This window comes from Solirubrobacter pauli, assembly GCF_003633755.1.
In the GTDB taxonomy this organism is placed as follows: domain Bacteria; phylum Actinomycetota; class Thermoleophilia; order Solirubrobacterales; family Solirubrobacteraceae; genus Solirubrobacter; species Solirubrobacter pauli.
In genome coordinates, this window is sequence record NZ_RBIL01000001.1 from 4,199,905 (window position 1) to 4,218,432 (window position 18,528).

At 72.2% G+C, this 18,528-nt stretch carries 11 protein-coding genes; 8 read left to right on the plus strand and 3 right to left on the minus strand.

The window, feature by feature from the left end; genetic code table 11:
- Positions 1 to 128 precede the first annotated feature (128 nt).
- Positions 129 to 1,205 carry a DegT/DnrJ/EryC1/StrS family aminotransferase gene (locus C8N24_RS19555; protein WP_121252762.1) on the plus strand — a complete coding sequence of 359 codons (1,077 nt, stop codon included), beginning with the start codon at positions 129 to 131 and terminating at the stop codon, positions 1,203 to 1,205.
- 12 nt (positions 1,206 to 1,217) lie between these two features.
- On the opposite strand, the gene C8N24_RS19560 is transcribed toward C8N24_RS19555, so the two are convergent.
- The 3 genes from C8N24_RS19560 to wecB all read right to left on the minus strand — a co-directional run bounded on the left by C8N24_RS19560 (position 1,218) and on the right by wecB (position 8,229).
- Positions 1,218 to 6,404: a N,N-dimethylformamidase beta subunit family domain-containing protein gene (locus C8N24_RS19560; RefSeq protein ID WP_170179217.1), complete on the minus strand. Its 5,187-nt coding sequence runs from the start codon at positions 6,402 to 6,404 to the stop codon at positions 1,218 to 1,220.
- Between the two features lie 128 nt (positions 6,405 to 6,532).
- Positions 6,533 to 7,174, minus strand: a complete 642-nt coding sequence (locus C8N24_RS19565; protein ID WP_121252766.1) for an acyltransferase — start codon at positions 7,172 to 7,174, stop codon at positions 6,533 to 6,535.
- Positions 7,171 to 8,229, minus strand: a complete 1,059-nt coding sequence (gene wecB / locus C8N24_RS19570) for a non-hydrolyzing UDP-N-acetylglucosamine 2-epimerase (RefSeq protein WP_121252768.1) — start codon at positions 8,227 to 8,229, stop codon at positions 7,171 to 7,173. The genes C8N24_RS19565 and wecB overlap by 4 nt, the downstream gene beginning before the upstream one ends.
- Positions 8,230 to 8,328: 99 nt before the next feature.
- On the opposite strand from wecB, the gene C8N24_RS19575 reads away from it, so the two are divergent.
- The 7 genes from C8N24_RS19575 to C8N24_RS19605 all read left to right on the plus strand — a co-directional run bounded on the left by C8N24_RS19575 (position 8,329) and on the right by C8N24_RS19605 (position 18,494).
- Positions 8,329 to 12,585 carry a LamG-like jellyroll fold domain-containing protein gene (locus C8N24_RS19575; protein WP_121252770.1) on the plus strand — a complete coding sequence of 1,419 codons (4,257 nt, stop codon included), beginning with the start codon at positions 8,329 to 8,331 and terminating at the stop codon, positions 12,583 to 12,585.
- Between the two features lie 96 nt (positions 12,586 to 12,681).
- Positions 12,682 to 13,446 (plus strand): LamG domain-containing protein, encoded by a 765-nt coding sequence (locus tag C8N24_RS19580; RefSeq protein ID WP_121252772.1) that lies wholly within the window; start codon positions 12,682 to 12,684, stop codon positions 13,444 to 13,446.
- A gap of 127 nt (positions 13,447 to 13,573) precedes the next feature.
- Positions 13,574 to 14,014, plus strand: a complete 441-nt coding sequence (rplM, locus tag C8N24_RS19585) for a 50S ribosomal protein L13 (RefSeq protein WP_121252774.1) — start codon at positions 13,574 to 13,576, stop codon at positions 14,012 to 14,014.
- A gap of 272 nt (positions 14,015 to 14,286) precedes the next feature.
- The gene (gene rpsI, locus C8N24_RS19590) at positions 14,287 to 14,838 is read left to right on the plus strand and encodes a 30S ribosomal protein S9 (protein ID WP_211340060.1); all 552 of its coding nucleotides are present in this window, start codon (positions 14,287 to 14,289) and stop codon (positions 14,836 to 14,838) included.
- Positions 14,838 to 16,175, plus strand: a complete 1,338-nt coding sequence (glmM, locus tag C8N24_RS19595; RefSeq protein ID WP_121252778.1) for a phosphoglucosamine mutase — start codon at positions 14,838 to 14,840, stop codon at positions 16,173 to 16,175. Before rpsI ends, glmM begins: the two co-directional genes overlap by 1 nt.
- Positions 16,176 to 16,273: 98 nt before the next feature.
- On the plus strand, positions 16,274 to 17,476 hold the full coding sequence (locus C8N24_RS19600) for an MFS transporter (RefSeq protein WP_121253326.1): 1,203 nt from the start codon (positions 16,274 to 16,276) through the stop codon (positions 17,474 to 17,476).
- Positions 17,469 to 18,494 (plus strand): TolB-like translocation protein, encoded by a 1,026-nt coding sequence (locus C8N24_RS19605; protein ID WP_121252780.1) that lies wholly within the window; start codon positions 17,469 to 17,471, stop codon positions 18,492 to 18,494. The genes C8N24_RS19600 and C8N24_RS19605 overlap by 8 nt, the downstream gene beginning before the upstream one ends.
- Positions 18,495 to 18,528: the final 34 nt, after the last annotated feature.

Sequence of the window (18,528 nt, forward strand, 5' to 3'; positions counted from 1 at the left end):
TGCGGTTGTCCGCGTCTTGCCTCTCAACCAGGTTCCCTCCATCAGGCCGGTGACCAAACCGGCGAAGGCGGGAACATATCGGCTGGGTCGGTCGGGTGCCCATAACGCCCCCGATAGGGTGATGGTCCATGGCCGTCCCGCTCTTCAACACGTCCGCCCCGCTCGCCGCCATCGACGCGGAGATCCGGGCGAAGGTCGCCGCGATCCTGGACGCCGGCGTCTACGTGCTCGGCCCCGAGGTGCGGGCGTTCGAGTCGGAGTTCGCCGCCTACACGGGCACCGACCACGCCATCGGCGTCGCCAACGGCACCGACGCGCTCGTGCTCGCCCTGCGCGCGCTCGGCGTCGGCCCGGGTGACGAGGTGATCGTCCCCAGCTTCACGTTCTACGCGTCCGCCGAGGCGATCCCGCACACCGGCGCGCGCCCCGTCTTCTGCGACGTGGACCCGGACACGATGTGCATCACGCCCGAGACGGTGAAGGCCGTGATGACGGAGAATACGAAGGCCGTGATCGCCGTGCACCTGTTCGGCAACGTCGCGCCGGTCGACGAGATCGAGGCGCTGGGCGTGCCCGTGCTCGAGGACGCCGCGCAGGCGGCGGGCACGATCCTCGAAGACGGCCGCCGCCCCGGGGCGCTGGGCACGATCGCCACCTGGTCGTTCTACCCCTCCAAGAACCTCGGCGCGTTCGGTGACGGCGGCGCCGTGACCACCAACGACGACATACTCGCCGAGACGATCCGCACGCTGCGCTTCCACGGGTCACGGGACAAGCAGACGTTCGAGATGGTCGGGCACAACTCGCGCCTGGACGAGCTGCAGGCCGGCATCCTGCGCGTGCAGCTGCCGCACCTGGACGGCTGGGCCGACGGCCGCCGCGCCGGCGCACGCCACTACGAGGAGGCCGGGCTCGGCGAGCTCGTCACGCTCCCGAAGGCCGCCGCCGGTGCCAAGCCCGCGTGGCACCTGTACGTCGTGCGCTCCGAGCGCGCGGACGAGCTGCGCACGGCGCTCAACGACGCCGGCATCGGGGCACGCGCGTACTACCGCACGCCGGCCCACCTGCAGCCGGCGATGGCGGAGTGGGGTGCGGGCCTCGACCTGCCCGGCACCGCCGAGGTGGCGCGCACCAACCTGGCGGTGCCGATCAGCCCGGTCCTGAGCCGCGCCGAGGCCGACGAGGTCGTCGCCGCGGCTCGCTGACCGCGCGGGTCGCTACGGGCTGATCGGCGTGGCCATGTCGCTCTGCAGCTCGGTCGCCGTGAGCGCCCGGTTGTAGATCCGCACCTCGTCGATCAGGCCGCTGAACCACTCGCCCCAGACGGCGTTGCCGCCGATCCGGAGCACGCCCGTCGAGGTGCGGATCGATCCGGAGATCGACGACGACGCGGCCTGCACGCCGTTGACGAACACCCGCAACGCCGACCCGTCATAGGTCGCGGCGAGGTGGGTCCACACGTTGGTCGGCATCGTCCCCGGCCCGGCGATCCCGCGGTCGGCCGATGTAAACACGTGCGCGGCCGGGCGGCTGCTGGTGTCGTCGGCGTAGAGCGCGTAGATCAGGTCCGACGGCTGCTCCTTGATCAGCACCGTCCGCCAGGCGCCGCCGATCGTGGTCGGTCGCACCCAGGCCTCCAGCGTCATGCCGGTGGTGAGGTCCAGCACGTTGGCGTCGGGCACGTTGACGCGGTCGTTGACGCCGTCGAAGCTCAACGCGCCACCGAAGCGACCCGCGGTGGAGCGGGTCGCCCCGTCGACCGTGCCGGTGTTGCCCCGCCCGGAGGCGTCGGTGGCCGAGGTCCCGCTCGTCTCGTCGAATCCCCAGGCGCCGACGAGGTTGGACGGCGCCGCCGCGACGGTCAGCGTGACGGGGATCGTCTTCGGTGAACCCGTCGCGCCGCTGGTGGTCGCCGTGACCGTCACGTTCGCCGCGTAGGTCCCCGCCGCGAGCCCGGTGATGCTGGGCGTGACGGTGACGGTCAGCGGCGCGGAGCCCGACGCGGGCGTGGCCGTGAGCCAGGCCGCGTCGTCGGCGACCGTCACGGCGAGCGAGCCGCTGCCGCTGTTGCTCACCGCGAGCGTCTTCGCGGCCGGGTTGGCCTGGCCGAGGGTGGCGGCGAACGCGAGCGTGGTGGGGGTGACCGCCAACGCCGGTGGCGGCGGCGCGGTGATCGTCAACGTGACCGGGATCGAGGCGGGCGACCCGGTCGCGCCGGCCGCGGAGACCGTCACCGTCCCGGAGTAGGTGCCCGGGTCGAGCCCGGCGATCGACGGGGTGACCGTGATCGTGCCGCCTCCGCTGCCGGACGCCGGCGCGGCGCTCAGCCACGAGGCGTTCGTCTCGGCCGTCCAGGTCAGCGTCCCGCCGCCGCCGTTGGCCACGGTGAGCGTCTTGGCGGCCGGGGCCGCTCCGCCGGTGGTCGCGCTGAACGCGAGGCTCGACGGTGAGACCTGCAGCGACGGTGGCACCGGCGCGCTGACGGTGAAGGTCACCGGCACCGTCGACGGCGACCCGGTCGCCCCGGGAGCAGTGATCGTGACGTCGGTCGTGTACGTCCCGGCGGCGAGACCGGAGACGTCAGGCGTCACGGTGACCGTGCCCGCGTTGGTGCCCGAGCCGGGGGAGACGGACAGCCAGCCGACGCTCTCGGACGCCGTCCAGGAAAGCGTTCCGCCGCCGGCGTTGCTGATGGCGAGCGTCTTGGCGGCTGGGCTCGTCGCGCCGACGGTGCCGGAGAACGACAGCGCTCCGGGGCTGACGGCGACGGTCGGCGGTGCGGGCGCGCCCGCCTTGAACACGACCGTGGCCATCGACCAGGTCGTCGACGCGCCGGTGGAGACCCGCGCGGCCGGGGTGCTGCCGCGCGCGGCCGCCGCGTCCTCGACGACGAACTCCATGTCCGACGCGGGCGAGACGTTCACGCGTTGCGTGAAGCTCGGGTCGGCGGTGAGCGTGCGCGAGAACCCGCTGTCGGCGTAGAAGCCGAGCGCGAGCCCGCCGTCGCCGGTCACCGCGGGCGTCGCGCCGGAGGTCACGGAGCCGGCGGCGGTGGTGCGCCCGGTCGCGGTCTTGAGCACGTCGACCGCGCCGGCGCCGGCCGCGGGCGAGAGGTTCGCGTACTCGAGCGCGGCCGCCCCGATGTCCGCCGCGCCCGTCGCGGTGACGGTGATCGTCGGTCGGGTCCCGTCACCGGCGGTGATCGGCGCCGACCACACGCTCAGCTCGGTGTCGTCGGACGCCACGACGCGCGTCAGCATCGTGTACGTGTTCCCCGCGGAGTCGGTGACGCCGAACGCCTTCGCCTTGCCGAGGCTCCAGACGCCCGCCATCACGACGATCCGGTCGCCCACGGTGACCGCGTTGCCCGGGGTCAGCTGGAGCGTGGACTGGTTGACGACGCGTCCGTTGACCTGCTGAACGAACCGCGGCGCGGAGCTCGGGGTCACGGCGTTCGACGCGGCCGAGTCGGCGCCGTCGCCGACCGCGTTGGTCGCGCGCACCTTGAACGTGTAGCTGGAGCCGTTGACGAGGCCGTCCACGACCGCGTTCGCCGGCGCGGGCGAGCCCGTCACGGTCGTGGCGGGCTTGGCCACGGCACCCAGGTACGGCGTGACGGTGTACGAGGTGATCGTCCGCCCACCGTCCGCCGGTGCCTGCCACTTGACGGTCGCGGCGCCGTTCGAGCCGGATGCGGTGACGTTCGCGGGGACGCCCGGCACGGTCGGGGCGGTCGGCCGGACGACGTTCGAGAGCGCCGAGACCGGCCCGGAGCCGCTCGTGTTGCTCGCCTGCACGGTGAAGCGGTAGTCGCTCGTGGGCGAGAGGTTGGACACCGTGACCGCGGTCGCGGGCGGGTCGCCGTCGACGACGGTGGGCGTCTGCGGCTGGCCGTCGGCGATCGGGGTGATGACGTAGCGCGTGGGGGAGCCGCCGGTCGCGGGGGCGAGGAAGCTGACCGTGGCGGAGCCCGGCCCTGCCGTCGCGTTGACCAGGGTCACGCCACCGGGCGGCAGCTTAGGCACGAAGGCGACGTCGACCCCGTAGTTCTCGGCCTCGTACGTGAGGGTCGGCCGCGTCGCCGAGCTCGCGTACGCGTAGACGCCGTTCGCGACGCCGCCGTTGGCCGACAGGGCGTGCAGCGGCGGCGCGTCGAGCTGGTTGAGCCCGAGTGGGCCCGGGACGTAGTAGCCGTTCGGGTTCGCGGAGTAGTGGCCACGCGGCGCGAAGTACGACGCGGTGTAGACCGTCCCCGCCTTGATGCTCACGGGCGTGGAGAACGTCAGCTGCTGCCATCCGCTGGCGGACTCGCCCGTGAACGTGCCGCTGGCGAGCAGGGTCCCGCTGTCGCTCCAGAGCTGGCCGGTGTGCGTGCCGGTGTTCGCCGCGCTCTTGTAGAAGCGGACGCCGGTGATGGCGCCGTCGACGTCGGACTTGAAGCGCACCCCGACGGTGATCGGGTTCGCGTCGTCCTGGTCGATGATCGCCGGCGTGACGTTCGGGCCGTAGAGGCCGCACGGGCACCCGACGCCGACGGTCACGCCGGCGGACGGCGTCTCGAGGTTGCCGCTGTCGTCGACGGCGCGCGACCGGATCCGCGTGCTCGGGGCGCCGTGGGCGTTCCAGGTGTAGGACCAGGTGTCGGTGCCGGTGGCCTTGCGCCACGTCGAGCCGCCGTCGGTGGAGACCTCGACGCCGCCGACCACGCCGCCGACGTCGGTCGCCGTGCCGGTGATCGTGACGCGCGCCCCGTCCGTGAGCTCGGCTCCGGGCGCCGGGCTGGTGATGGTCGACTGCGGCGCCGTGGTGTCGGTCGACCGCGTGACGGCCATGAGCGTCGGCATCAGCGTGGTGGCCGTCGCGCCCATGTCCGTGAACAGGTTGATCGTGGCCTGCTGCATGACCGGGTCCGGGCTGGCGCCCGCCGGCGGTCCGGTCGCCGACCATGCGTTCGTGACGTCGAGGCCCCACGACCACTGGATCGTGCCCGCGCCGAACACGAGCGCGCCGCTGCGCGCCTTGTAGAGCGTCAGGTTGTGGGTCTGCGTGGTGCCGAACTTGGTCGTGCTGCCGTAGTCGGTGAAGGACTCGACGTTGCCGACCGTCGTCGAGGAGAGGTTGAACGACCCGGCCGGCCGGAAGCCGTTGTCGACGTCGACGTCCCACTCGTAGCCGAGCGTGTTCCCACCGGGGGCGAGCGTGCGCGTCGCGCCGCTGCCGAGGTTCTCGATCGCGGTGTGCCGCCAGAGCCGCAGGCCCTTGTAGGCCGCCGGGACCTTCAGGTCGGACGAGCCGGAGTTGACCACGAACAGCTGGCCGGTCAGCGCGTTCTCGGGCACGACCCCCTGGGACTCCGGCGCGAAGCGCAGGTCGCGCCACGTGCCGGTCCACGTCGTCGGGTCGGTGGCCCCGTTGAAGTGCGTGTCCTTGTACGACACGAGCGTCCGGTTGGCGCCGCCGTCGACCGCGCTCGCCGTCCACCGCGTCTTCCAGAAGATCTCGTTGCCGCTGAAGAACGTCAGGCTGACGCCGGCGTCCCGGGCCGCCTCGACGTTGGTGCGCTCCGGGCCCGACCAGTACTCGTCGTGCGCGCTCGAGACGATGACCTTGTGGTCGAGCAGGCCGGCGGCGTCCGTCGACGCGTCGACCTGGCTGGTGTAGCTCAGGTCGAAGCCGTTGCGCTCGAGGAAGCGGATCAGCTGGTACTCGGCGTAGAACAGGTACGACCCGCCGTTGTCCTGCTCGAGCGTGCCGTCGAACGGGCGGTTGTAGGACACCGCGAACGCGGCCTTGTACCCGAGCGGGTTGCCCGGCGGGCAGGCGACGGTGCACGTGTAGAGGCTGTTGCCGCCGTAGACGTTGTAGGCCTGCCAGGTCGAGTCGGACGTGCGCACGAGCACGTCCGAGGGCCGGGCGTCGTCACGCACGACGAACGGGATGTGGCTGCGGCCGCCCGTGTCGCTGCGGCGCAGCACCGCGACGTAGACGCCGGACACCGACTCGGCCGGGACGGTCCACGACGCCGACACGCCCCAGTTCCCGCAGTCGATCAGCCCGGTCGCGGCGGTGGTCACGCACGAGGGCTGGGTCTGGGGGAGCGTCGCGGTCGGCCGGATCCCCCCGGCCTGCAGACGCGCGCCGCTGCCGTCGTAGTAGCCGAGGCGGTAGATGTCGATCGTGTAGGCGGAGGCGGGCGTCTTGATCTTGAAGACGACCGTCTCGCCGCGGTTGACGCTCATCCGCGTCGCGTAGCCCTGGATCGTCACGTCGCCGCGACCGGTCACCTGCCAGGTGCTCGGCGCGCTGCCGGGCTTGGCGTTCTCACACGCGACGGGGTTCGCGCAGGCGGCGTGGCTCACCGCCGGGCTGATCGCCAGCAGCGCTGTGGCTGCGGCGACCGCCACGACCAACCGACGACGAATGGGTCCAGCCGGGTATGGCGTGAGCATCGCTCCTCCTGGTTGGAGCGATACTCTCCTCGACCGCTACGGAATCCCAGTGACCGAAGGTATAGGTTTTCGGTCAGGGTCCCTCAGCGCCAGTGCTCGAGGCGTTCCGCCTCCGGAACGTCCCGGGCGACGCGCGCCGGAACGCCCATGACCAGCGTGCCCGGCGGCACGTCCTTGGTGACGACGGCACCCGCCGCGACGAAGGCCTCCTCGCCGATCGTCACGCCCGGGCAGAGCGTCGCGCCGCCGCCGACGCGGCAGGCGCGGCGGAGCGTCGGCCCGGCCAGCGCGTACGCCTTGTCGTGCCGGCCCATCGTGTCGTCGTTGGTGGTGGTGACGCCGGGCCCGACGAAGACGTCGTCCTCGATCGTCATGTACGCCGTCACGTAGACCTGCGTCTGGATCTTCACGCGGGCGCCGATCGTCGTGTCGTTCTCGACCGTCGAGCCGCGGCCGACGACGGAGCGCTCGCCGAGCGTCACCCGCTCGCGCACGAACGCCTGATCGCCGACGATCGCGTTCTCGCCGATCACCGAGCCCGCGAACACGATCGCCTGGGCGCAGATCACGGCGCCCGCGCCGATCTCCAGCGCGGGCAGCTCCGCGCGTGACGCCGTGGAGGAGCGCGCGAGCTTCGGGGGTTTGCCGACGATCGCGCCGGCCTGGATCTCGACGCCTTCACCGATGACGGTGCCGGGGTAGATCACCGCGCTGGGATGGATCATGCCGTCATCCTGACGAGGGCCTCGACGACGCGCTCACCCGCGCGGCCGTCGCCGTAGAGCGGTGGGCGCTCGGCCGGAAGGGGGCGGGCCAGCGCGCCCCGCGCCGCGTCGGCGTCGAGGTCGACGAGCACGTTCCAACCGGCGTCGACCGTCTCGCGCCACTCGGTGGTCGAGCGGAGCGTGATGCACGGGACGCCCGCGAGATACGCCTCCTTCTGCACGCCACCGCTGTCGGTCAGCACCGCGCGGGCGCCGAGCACCAACGCGGTGAACTCGAGGTAGCCGAGCGGCGGTGCCAGCACGACGCCGTCCAGGGCGTCGAGCAACCCGGCGGCCTCCAGCCGCGCGCGAGTGCGCGGATGCAGTGGAAGCACGACCGGCAGCGGCATCCCCGTCAGCACGTCGACCAGGGCACGCAAGCGCGCGGGATCGTCGACGTTGCCGGCGCGGTGCGCGGTCGCCAGCAGGTACTCGCCCGAGCGGACGCCGAGGCGGTCCAGCGTCGCGGTGTCGGCCCGGGGCGCCAGCAGCTCGAACACGTCGACCATCACGTCGCCGACCACGTCGACCGTGCCCACCACCTGCTCGGCCCGCAGCGTGGCGGCCGCGGCCTCCGACGAGCACAGCAGCAGCGTGGACGCGTGGTCGGTGAGGACCCGGTTGAGCTCCTCGGGCATCCTGCGGTCGTACGACCGCATCCCGGCCTCGACGTGCGCGACCGGGACGCCGGCCTGCGCGGCGGCGAGCGCCCCCGCCAGCGTCGAGTTCGTGTCCCCGTAGACGAGCACGGCATCGACGCCGTCGAGCAACGGCGCGATCGCCGACAGCATCCTCGCGGTCTGCTCGGTGTTGGTGCCGCCGCCGAGCTCGAAGTGGTGCTCGGGGCGCGGCAGCTCGAGCTCGTCGAAGAAGACGCGCGAGAGCGCGTCGTCGTAGTGCTGACCCGTGTGCACCAGCACCTCCTCGCCCACGGCCCGCAACCGTGACGAGACCGCCGCCGCCTTCACGAACTGGGGGCGGTTGCCCACGACCGTCAATACGCGCACGGCGGGCAGCCTGGCAGATCCACCCTAGGGCCGACGGCACGAATTCCGTCCCGTGAGCCTGGTCGTTCGTCTGGGACCCGCGGGTTCAGCGATCGAGAGGATCGTCGAATGCGCAAGACCTGGCCGCTCCTTCCAGCCCTCCTCGCGGTGAGCGTCGCGTCGCTCGCGACACCCCAGCTCGCCGCTGCACAGGGAGGCCTCGTCGCCGCCTACGGATTCGACGACAGCGGGTCCACGACCGCGGGTGACTCCTCCGGCAATGGGAACGCCGGCACCATCGTCGGCGGCGCCACGCGCAGCGCGGGCCGCTTCGGCTCGGCGCTGGTCCTCGACGGCGTCAACGACCGCGTGCGCGTCGCCGACGCCGGCTCGGTCAACCTCGCGTCGGGCATGACGCTGGAGGCCTGGGTCAACCCGAGCGTGTCGAGCGGCACGCGGTCGGTCATCGTCAAGGAGCGCCAGGTGGACGCCTCCTACGGCCTGTTCCACGCGAGCCCGTCGGTGCCGGGCATCAAGGTCGCGACCGACGGCCGGACGACGTTCGCCAAGGGCGCCTCCGCGTTGCCGCTGAACGCCTGGTCGCACCTCGCGGCGACGTACGACGGCGCCACGCTGCGGCTGTTCGTCAACGGCGTCCAGGTGACGACGTCGACGGCCGCCGCGGGGCCGATGGTCCCTGGGCCCGGGCCGCTGTCGATCGGCGGGACGGGGCTGGCCAGCCAGTGGTTCAAAGGGCTGATCGACGAGGTCCGCGTGTACGACCGGCCGCTCGCGGCCGCCGAGATCCAGGCGGACATGGGCCGGGCCGTCGGCCTCCCGGGCACGCCGGTCCCCGCGCGCAAGGACGTCTCGGGCTCGTGGACGGCGCCGCAGGACTGGCCCCTGGTCGCCGTGCACGCGTCGATGTTGTCCGACGGCAAGGTCGTGGCCTGGGACGGCTTCGCGGAGGCGGTGAACTCCGAGCACGTCTGGAACCCCGAGACCAACGCGTTCGAGGAGGCGCCGTCCGGCATCAACCTGTTCTGCGCCGGTCACGCGCTGCTGCCGGACGGCCGGCTGTTCGTCGCCGGCGGCCACGAGCTGGCGTACGTCGGCCTGCGCGACACGCGGCTCTACAACCCGTTGACCGCCACATGGACGGCCGGGCCCGACATGGCCCGCGGGCGCTGGTACCCGACGACCACCACGCTGCCGGACGGGCGCGTCCTGATCGTGTCCGGCGACGGCATCACGCCGAACAACGACCCGTTCTTCGTGCGGCCCTCCGACACGATCCCCGAGATCTACGACCCCGCCGGGAACACGATGGTGTCGCTGGAGAACGCGGGCCGGCGGATGCCGCTGTACCCCTACATGTTCGTCGCGCCCGACGGCCGGGTGGTCGACGCCGGGCCGGACCGGACGACCCGGCTGCTGGACACCCGCACCGGCGCGTGGTCCGAGCTCACCAGCCGCTCTCCGATCGAGGGCGGCAGCGCCGTGATGTTCCGGCCGGGGAAGATCCTCACGACGGGCGCGTGGACGGACACCGACCAGGGCGCCGCGCCGCCGATCACCAACCGCTCGGCCGTGCTCGACCTCGACCAGGCCGTGCCGGCCTGGCGCGACGTCGCCCCGATGAAGTGGGCGCGGACCTACCACACGCTCACCGTGCTGCCGGACGGCGACGTCCTCTCGGTCGGCGGGCAGGCCCGCTTCCTCGCCAACAGCATCGCCGACAGCCCGGTCCTGCAGCCGGAGATCTGGCATCCGGAGACGGACACGTGGACGCCGATGGCCTCCAGCGTCCGGCCGCGCGGCTACCACAACACGTCGCTGCTGCTCCCGGACGGCCGGGTGCTGCTCGCCGGCAGCGGCCGGCTGGACGGGTCGCTGATGGCCAACGAGAAGACGGCGGAGATCTTCTCGCCGCCGTACCTGCACAAGGGGCCGCGGCCGACGATCACCAGCGCGCCGGGCGCGATGGGGTACGGCGACACGATCGACGTCGTCAGCCCGGAAGCGGCCGACGTGACCAAGGTCAGCCTCGTCCGCATCGGCTCGGTCACGCACAACTTCAACATGGACCAGCGCTGGCAGCAGCTGAGCTTCACGCGTGCCGGCGACACGCTGCGGATCGACGCCCCGACGTCGGCCAACGACGCTCCGCCCGGCGTGTACTACGTGTTCGTCATCAACAGCGCCGGCGTCCCGTCGAAGGCGGCGATCGTCAGCATCGCGGCCGAGCCGCAGGCGCCCGACACGACGGCGCCCTCGCAGACGCGTGACCTCGCCGCGACGGGTGCGGTCGGGAGCGCCACGCTCACGTGGACCGCGGCCACCGACGACGTCGCCGTCGTCCGGTACAACGTGCACCGCTCCACGGACCCCGACTTCGTCCCCGGCCCCGCGAACCGGGTCGCGAGGGTCACGCAGGGGACGACCTACACGGATGCGGATCTCGCCGGGGGGACGTACCACTACCGCGTGACCGCCGAGGACCCGTCCGGCAACGTCGGCGCGCCGTCGGAGCGGGCGACGGCGACGGTGACCGCCGCCGCCGGCCCGGTGCCCGTCGCCGCGTACGCGTTCGAGGAGGGCACCGGTACGACCGTCGCCGACACGACCGGTCGTGGACACACGGGGACGATCCGGCAGGCCACCTGGACGACCGGCCGCAACGGCGGCGCGCTGAGCTTCGACGGGGTCGACGACTGGGTGTCGATCAACGACGCGGCGGACCTGCGCCTCGCGACCGCGCTCACGATCGAGGCCTGGGTCAACCCGACGAAGGTCGACAGCTGGCGGACCGTCGTGATGAAGGAGCGCACAGGCGATCTCGCCTACGCGCTCTACAGCTCGGGTGAGAACCGCCCGAGCCTGTACGGGACCAACGGCTCCGTGCAGACCTCCAGCGCCCTGCCCACCAACACCTGGACGCATCTGGCCGCGACCTACGACGGCGCCACGTTGCGCTTCTTCGTCAACGGCACGCAGACCGCGTCCGTGGCGAAGACGGGCGCGCTCACGGCGAGCGCCGGCCTGCTGCGCCTGGGCGGCAACGCCATCTGGAACGAGTGGTTCGCGGGCAAGCTCGACGACGTCCGCATCTACGACAAGGCGTTGACGGCCGCGCAGATCCAGTCCGACATGAGCACCCCCGCGGGCACGCCCGCGCCCGCGGACACGACCGCGCCGTCCGCGCCGGGGGCGGTGACGGCCACCGGGGCCCTCGCGCGCGTCGACCTCCAGTGGGGCGCGGCGACCGACAACGTCGGCGTCACGCGCTACCAGGTGCACCGCTCGACGACCGCCGGCTTCACGGCGAGCTCCACGACGCGGATCGCCACGGTCGAAGCGGGGCTGACGTACGCCGACACCGCGCTCGCGCCCGGCACGTACTACTACCGCGTGATCGCCGAGGATCGGGCGGGGAACGTCGGCGCGCCGTCGGCCGAGGCGTCGGCCGTGGCCACCGGCGACACCACGGCGCCCACGGTGGCCCTGACCGCTCCCGCGGCCGGCGCGACCGTCCGCGACACGATCACCGTGACCGCGACCGCCGCGGACGACGTCGGCGTCGCGGGCGTCCGCTTCCAGCTCGACGGGGCCGACCTGGGCGCCGAGGACACCTCCGCGCCGTACTCGGCCTCGTGGACGACGACGACCGCCACCGCCGGCCAGCACGTGCTGACCGCGATCGCGCGCGACGCGGCCGGCAACCGGACGACGGCCGTCGCCGTCCCCGTCACCGTCGACAACTCGCCGCCGCCCGGGCCGGCGCCGATCGCCGCGTACGGGTTCGAGGAGGGGACGGGGGCCACGATCGGCGACGCGACCGGCAAGGGCCATACCGGCACGATCACCGAGGCCACGTGGACGACCGCCGGTCGCAACGGCAAGGCGCTGAGCTTCGACGGCGTCAACGACTGGGTGACGATCCCGGATGCGGCGGACCTGCGCCTCGTCGGCGCGATGACGCTCGAGGCCTGGGTCTATCCGACGAAGGTCGACGGGTGGCGGACGGCGATCCTCAAGGAACGTCCCGGCGACCTCAGCTACGCGCTGTACAGCTCCGGTGAGCAGCGGCCCAGCGTGTACGCGACGACCGGCTCGGCCACGGCACCCAGCGCGCTGCCGGTGAACACGTGGTCGCACCTCGCGGCCACCTACGACGCGACGACGATCCGGCTGTACGTCAACGGCGCCCAGGTGGCCAGCGCCGCGCGCGCGAACGCGCTCGCGGCCAACACCGGCGCGCTGCGCCTGGGCGGGAACAACGTCTGGCCCGAGTGGTTCGCCGGCCGCCTCGACGACGTCCGCGTCTACGACAAGGCGCTGACCGCGGCGCAGATCGGCGCGGACATGGGCAAGCCGGTCGGCTGAGCGGTGCCGTGCGCGGTCCGGCGAATTTGGCCGGACCGCGCACGGTCTCACCTTTGGTTCAGTGCGAAGAGCGGCTCGGTGTCCGATCCTTGACACATGTCACGTGGTCACATCGCCGCGGCTCTCGCTGCCGCCACGCTCGCGCTCGGGGTCCCTGGGACCGCGCAGGCCGTCTCACTGCCGCTGGAGGGCTGGTGGCCGCTCAACGAGGGGTCAGGTCAGACCATTCGCGACTGGTCCGGCAACCGCAACAACGGCTACCTCGGTGCTTCACCGACGGCCGACGCCGCCGACCCCAGTTGGATCAAGGGCGTGTTCCTCGGGTCGGCCCTGCGCTTCGGCGGCGGGCAGTTCGTGACGATCCCGGACGCGCCCTCGCTCGAGCCCCAGCGGATCACCGTCGCGGCCTGGTTCCGCGGCGACGCCTCGCCGGGCAAGTACCGGTACATCATGTCCAAGGGCTTCTTCGAGTGCCAGACGGCCTCCTACGGCCTCTATACGGGCATCGGCGGCGGGCTGTCGTTCTACATCGCCAAGAACGCCTATGACTTCTACGTGTCGCCGGCCGCGCCGACGAGCGTCTGGGACGGCAAGTGGCATCACGCCGCCGGCACGTTCGACGGCACGACCGTCCGCCTGTACATCGACGGCGTCCAAGTCGGCTCCGGCACGCCGTCGCCGACGCCCATCGACTACGACCGGGCCGACGGCACCGGACACATCGGCGCCAACGAGCCGGCCGTCTGCGACGAGGACCTCACGCTCGTCGGCGACGTCGACGGCGTCCAGATCTGGTCCGAGGCGCTTCCGGTCGACCGCATCTGGAGCGTCCTCAAGCCGATCGTGGCGCTCGCGCGGTAACGCACCGGCGCATCTCGGCCTCACCGCGGCGGTCCTTCGGGGCCGCCGCTCGTCGCTCTGAGGCCGTCTCGCTATCATGCTCCGTCGCCGCGCGGGCCTCGCGTGGTGCATCCACGCCTTGTAAAGAATGAAGACCTACGTCGCCAAGCCCACGGACCGCGAGCGCAACTGGCTCGTCGTCGACGCTGAGGGCCAGACCCTCGGGCGTCTCGCCACTCAGATCGCCGACGCGCTGCGCGGTAAGCGCAAGCCGACCTACACCCCGCACATCGACACCGGCGACTTCGTCGTCGTTATCAACGCGGAGAAGATCGCGGTGACGGGGCAGAAGCGCGCTGAGAAGATGTACTACCGCCACTCGGGTTACCCGGGCGGCCTGAAGTCCCGCACCTTGAACGACATGCTCGAGCGCCGGCCGGAAGAGGTCATCCGCCTCGCGGTCAAGGGGATGATGCCCCGCAACCGCCTCGGCCGTAAGCAGCTCACCAAGCTCAAGGTCTACGCGGGCCCGGAGCACCCCCACACTGCACAGCAGCCGCAGCCGATGGCGCTGATCGCGAGCAAGTAGGAGCCATGGCCGAAAGCAACGACAACGTCAACGAGACGCCCGAGCCCGAGGAGATCTCCTCCGAGGACGTCGTCGGCGGCCAGGAGACCCCGAGCGCGGACGCCCTCGATCGCGAGCAGGCGATCGTGGACGAGACGCCCGGCGAGTCCGAGATCATCGCCGCCGAGGAGACGTCGATCACCAACGCCGCCGAGGCGGCCACCGGTGACGACGAAGAGCTCGAGTACATCGAGGAAGACGAGACGCCGCGCGTGAAGCCGGCGATCCCGGGCATGGACCTCGAGGTCGACATCGTCCGTGAGGGCGACGATCGTCCGCGCTACAGCGAGGACGAGGACCCGGACGCCGAGGAGGAGACCGAGGTCGAGGGCGAGGAGGAGCTGCCGCAGACCATCGCGGACGCTTCGATCGACCTGGCCGCCGGCGCTCGCTACCGCGCCACCGGCAAGCGCAAGACCGCCGTCGCGCGCGTCACGCTCAAGCCGGGAACGGGCCAGTACCTGATTACTGGCGTCGCCAAGGGCGAGAAGTCGCTCGAGGAGTTCTTCCCGCGTCACACGCTGCAGCGCACGATCCGCCAGCCGCTCGAGACGGTCGGCTACGAGGATCGCATGGACGTCGTCGCCACCATGCACGGTGGCGGTGTGTCCGCCCAGGCCGGCGCCCTGCGCCACGGCATCTCGAAGGCGCTGCTCGAGGCCGACCCCAACCTCCGCTCCGAGCTCAAGCGCCGTGGCTTCCTCACGCGTGACGCACGCGTGAAGGAGCGCAAGAAGGCGGGCCTCAAGAAGGCTCGTAAGCGGCCGCAGTTCTCCAAGCGCTAGTGTCGGCGGCGCCTTCTCGCGCCGCCCGCAAGCTGTTCGGCACCGATGGTGTCCGCGGTGTCGCGGGCGAGTTCCTCTCTGCGGAGCTCGCCCTCGCGCTCGCGCGTGCCGCTACGGCGCGCGTGCAGCGCGCGGATCGCCCGGCGCGTGTCCTGATCATCCGCGACACGCGCGAGTCGGGTGAGATGCTCGAGGCCGCGGTCGCGGCCGGCGTCGCCGCTGCGGGCGGAGAGGCCCTCATCGGTGGCGTCCTGCCCACGCCCGGCGCTCCGCTGCTGATCGCCCGGCACGGCTTCGACCTCGCCGCGGTCCTGTCGGCTTCGCACAACCCGTACCGGGACAACGGCATCAAGTTCTTCGGTGGCGACGGCTACAAGCTGTCGGACACGACGGAGGCCGAGATCGAGGCCGCGCTCGAGGAGCCGCCGGTCGTGCCGGAGCACCCCGGTCGCGTGCGGACGTTCCACGGCGCGCTCGAGGACTACCTGCGCGCGCTCCACGAGCGGTTCTCCCACCTCGACCTCACCGGCCGGCGCATCCTCATCGACTGCGCGAACGGCGCCACGTTCCGCGCAGCGCCGGAGATCTTCCGCCGGCTCGGCGCCGACATCGGCGTGATCGCGCACGAGCCCGACGGACGCAACATCAACCACAAGAGCGGCTCCACCCACCTGGAGCGGCTGCGCGCGGCGATGCAGGCCGGCGACGACGAGATCGGCTTCGCCTTCGACGGCGACGGCGACCGCATGCTCGCCGTGGACCGCACCGGCGCGGTCGTCGACGGCGACGAGCTGATCGCCCTCGCGGCGATCCACCTCCGCGAGCAGGGCCGCCTGCCCGGCAACGGCGTGGCCGTGACGGTCATGACCAACTACGGCTTCCACACGGCGATGAGCGAGCACGGCATCGAGGTCGCGACCACCGCGGTCGGCGACCGCTACGTGCTCGAGGCGCTGCGCGAGCGCGAATGGTCGCTGGGCGGCGAGCAGTCCGGCCACATCATCGACCGCAACTTCGTCCCCTCCGGCGACGGCATCGCGTCCGCGCTGCTCACGCTGGAGGCACTCGGCACCGAGAACCTGGCGGACCGGCACGGGATGGAGAAGCTGCCGCAGACGCTCGTCAACGTGCGCGCGGACCGCTCGGTCGCCGAGGCGCCCGACGTGCTCAAGGCCGTGCAACGTGAGTCGGCGTCGCTCGAAGGTCGCGGTCGTGTGCTGCTGCGGCCCAGCGGGACGGAGCCGCTCGTCCGCGTGATGGTCGAGGCCCCGACCGAGGGTGAGGCCCAGACGGTCAGCGCCCGCCTGGTCGCGGTCGTCGAGTCCGCCGCGCTTTAGCGATCGCGTCGCGGAAGCCGGGGGACCCGGCGTGCGTTGACTAAGTAGTCGTGTACGCCGTAGAGAGCACCTCGACCCTCAAGCGTGCACGCAACGCGATGCGCACCGGTCGCCTGCGCGAGCGCGTCGGGGGCACGGTGCTGCTCCTCGGCACCTGCTCGCTGCTGACCGACATCTCGTCCGAGATGGTGTCGGCCATCCTGCCGCTGTACCTGGTGGCGACGCTCGGCTTCTCTCCGCTGCAGTACGGGATCGTCGACGGCATCTACCAGGGAGCGAGCGCTCTCGTCCGGCTCGCGGCGGGGTTCCTCGGCGACCGCTGGGGTCGCCACAAGGTCCTGGCGTCCCTCGGCTACGGCATCTCCGCCGTCTGCAAGCTCGGCCTCGCGCTCATCGGCGGCGCCTGGGCCGGGTTGAGCGCGATCATCCTGCTGGACCGCACGGGGAAGGGCATGCGCACCGCCCCGCGCGACGCGATGATCTCGCTCACGGCGCCGGAGAAGGAGCTGGGGCTCGCGTTCGGCGTGCACCGCGCCATGGACACCGCGGGGGCGATGATCGGGCCGCTCGTGGCGTTCGCGCTGCTGGCCGCCGCGCCTGACTCGTACCGCACGCTGTTCCTGATCTCGTTCTTCGTGGCGATCCTCGGCCTCGGCGTCATCACCCTGCTCGTGCGCGAGCCCGAGAGCCGCCGGCCGGTCGTTGAGACGGAGAAGCCGGACCTGCGAGCCGCGATGCAGCTGCTCAAGGGCGCCGAGTTCCGCGCGCTGATGATCGCGGGCTCCGCGCTCGGCCTGACGACGGTGAGCGACGGCTTCGTCTACCTGGCGCTCAAGGAGCAGGTCGACTTCGACAACGCGCTGTTCCCGCTCCTGGCGACCGGGACGGCCGTGCTCTACATGCTCCTCGCCGCGCCGCTCGGGCGGCTGGCCGATCGCGTCGGCCGCGGGCGCGTGCTCGTCGGGGGCTACGTCGTGCTGCTCGGCGCATACTGCCTGTTGATGGCTCCGTCCGCCGGCGTGGTGTCGCTGATCCTGGTCCTCGCCCTGCTGGGCACGTACTACGCCGCCACGGACGGCGTGCTGATGGCCATGGGCAGCCGCTACGTGCCCGAGGAGCTGCGCGGCAGCGGGCTCGCGCTGCTCGGCACCGCGACCAGCGTCGCCCGGCTGCTCGCGTCCGTGCTGTTCGGCGTGCTCTGGACGGTCCTGGGGCTCGAGGCGACGATCATGATCTTCGGCGCCGCGCTGGTCGTCGCCATGGGGCTCGCGGTGCGAGGGCTGCGGATCGCCGATGCGTAGTCGCGCGGTCGCGTTCGGCGCGCTCGCCGTGGTCTGCATCGCCGCCGCCGTGATCGCCGCCGTGGTCGCCATCTCCGGCGCTCGGAGCGACCGCCAGGCCTCCGCCAAGGCGGTCGCCGCGGCGCGTCCGAAGGCCACGGAGATCCTCGCCGGTGGCAAGCCGTTCGCGGTCTTCCGGTCGGTCGACCAGGCGCACGCGGAGACGCTCGGCCGCCTCTCGATCGCGGCGCTCGACGGCGGCCGGCCGGGCCCCGCCGTGCCCGCGGGTCCGACGTGTGCCCGCACGGCGTTCGCCGCCGGGAAGGGCCTGTGCCTGGACCTGCTCGGGACGCAGATGTCGGTCAAGCTCCTGGACGGCCGGATGCAGCAGGTCGGCCAGTTCGACCTCGCCGGCATCCCGAGCCGCGCGCGCGTCTCGCCCGACGGCCGGTGGGGTGGGGTGACGGCGTTCGTCGTCGGCCACGCGTACGCGGCCCCCGGTGAGTTCTCCACGGTCGCGACCATCATCGACATGCAGGCGGGCAAGCCGATCGCCGACCTGGAGAAGGACTTCACGGTCACCGACAACGGCAAGGTGCTGGACGCGCGGGACCGCAACTTCTGGGGCCTGACGTTCGCCGGCGACGGCGACACGTTCTACGCGACCGCGGCCACCGACACGCGCACGTGGCTGATCAAGGGCTCGATCGCCGCGCGGCGCGCCGAGACGATCCACGAGAACGTGGAGTGCCCCTCGCTGTCGCCCGACGGCACCCGGATCGGCTACAAGCAGCTGGTCGGCCGCGATCCGACCCGATGGCGCTTCACCGTGCTCGACCTCGCCACCGGCGCGGAGACGCCGCTGGCCGAGAGCCGGTCGATCGACGACCAGCTCGCCTGGCTCGACGACGACCATCTGCTGTACGGCGACGGCAGCGTGACCTGGAAGGTCAAGGCCGACGGCTCGGGCAAGCCGGAGGCCTGGCTGCGCAACGCAGACTCCGCAACGGTGCAGGAGAGCGTGGCGGCCGCGCCGTAAACTGTCTTCGCACCCCTGCCGGAAAGGAGGCCGA

What these genes read in the sequence shown, in the direction of transcription:
- C8N24_RS19555 (WP_121252762.1), top strand. Translation starts at nt 129, where the DNA reads ATGGCCGTCCCGCTCTTCAACACGTCCGCCCCGCTCGCCGCCATCGAC.
- C8N24_RS19565 (WP_121252766.1), bottom strand. Translation starts at nt 7,174, where the DNA reads ATGATCCATCCCAGCGCGGTGATCTACCCCGGCACCGTCATCGGTGAA.
- C8N24_RS19575 (WP_121252770.1), top strand. Translation starts at nt 8,329, where the DNA reads ATGCGCAAGACCTGGCCGCTCCTTCCAGCCCTCCTCGCGGTGAGCGTC.
- C8N24_RS19580 (WP_121252772.1), top strand. Translation starts at nt 12,682, where the DNA reads ATGTCACGTGGTCACATCGCCGCGGCTCTCGCTGCCGCCACGCTCGCG.
- rplM (WP_121252774.1), top strand. Translation starts at nt 13,574, where the DNA reads ATGAAGACCTACGTCGCCAAGCCCACGGACCGCGAGCGCAACTGGCTC.
- rpsI (WP_211340060.1), top strand. Translation starts at nt 14,287, where the DNA reads ATGGACCTCGAGGTCGACATCGTCCGTGAGGGCGACGATCGTCCGCGC.
- C8N24_RS19600 (WP_121253326.1), top strand. Translation starts at nt 16,274, where the DNA reads ATGCGCACCGGTCGCCTGCGCGAGCGCGTCGGGGGCACGGTGCTGCTC.
- C8N24_RS19605 (WP_121252780.1), top strand. Translation starts at nt 17,469, where the DNA reads ATGCGTAGTCGCGCGGTCGCGTTCGGCGCGCTCGCCGTGGTCTGCATC.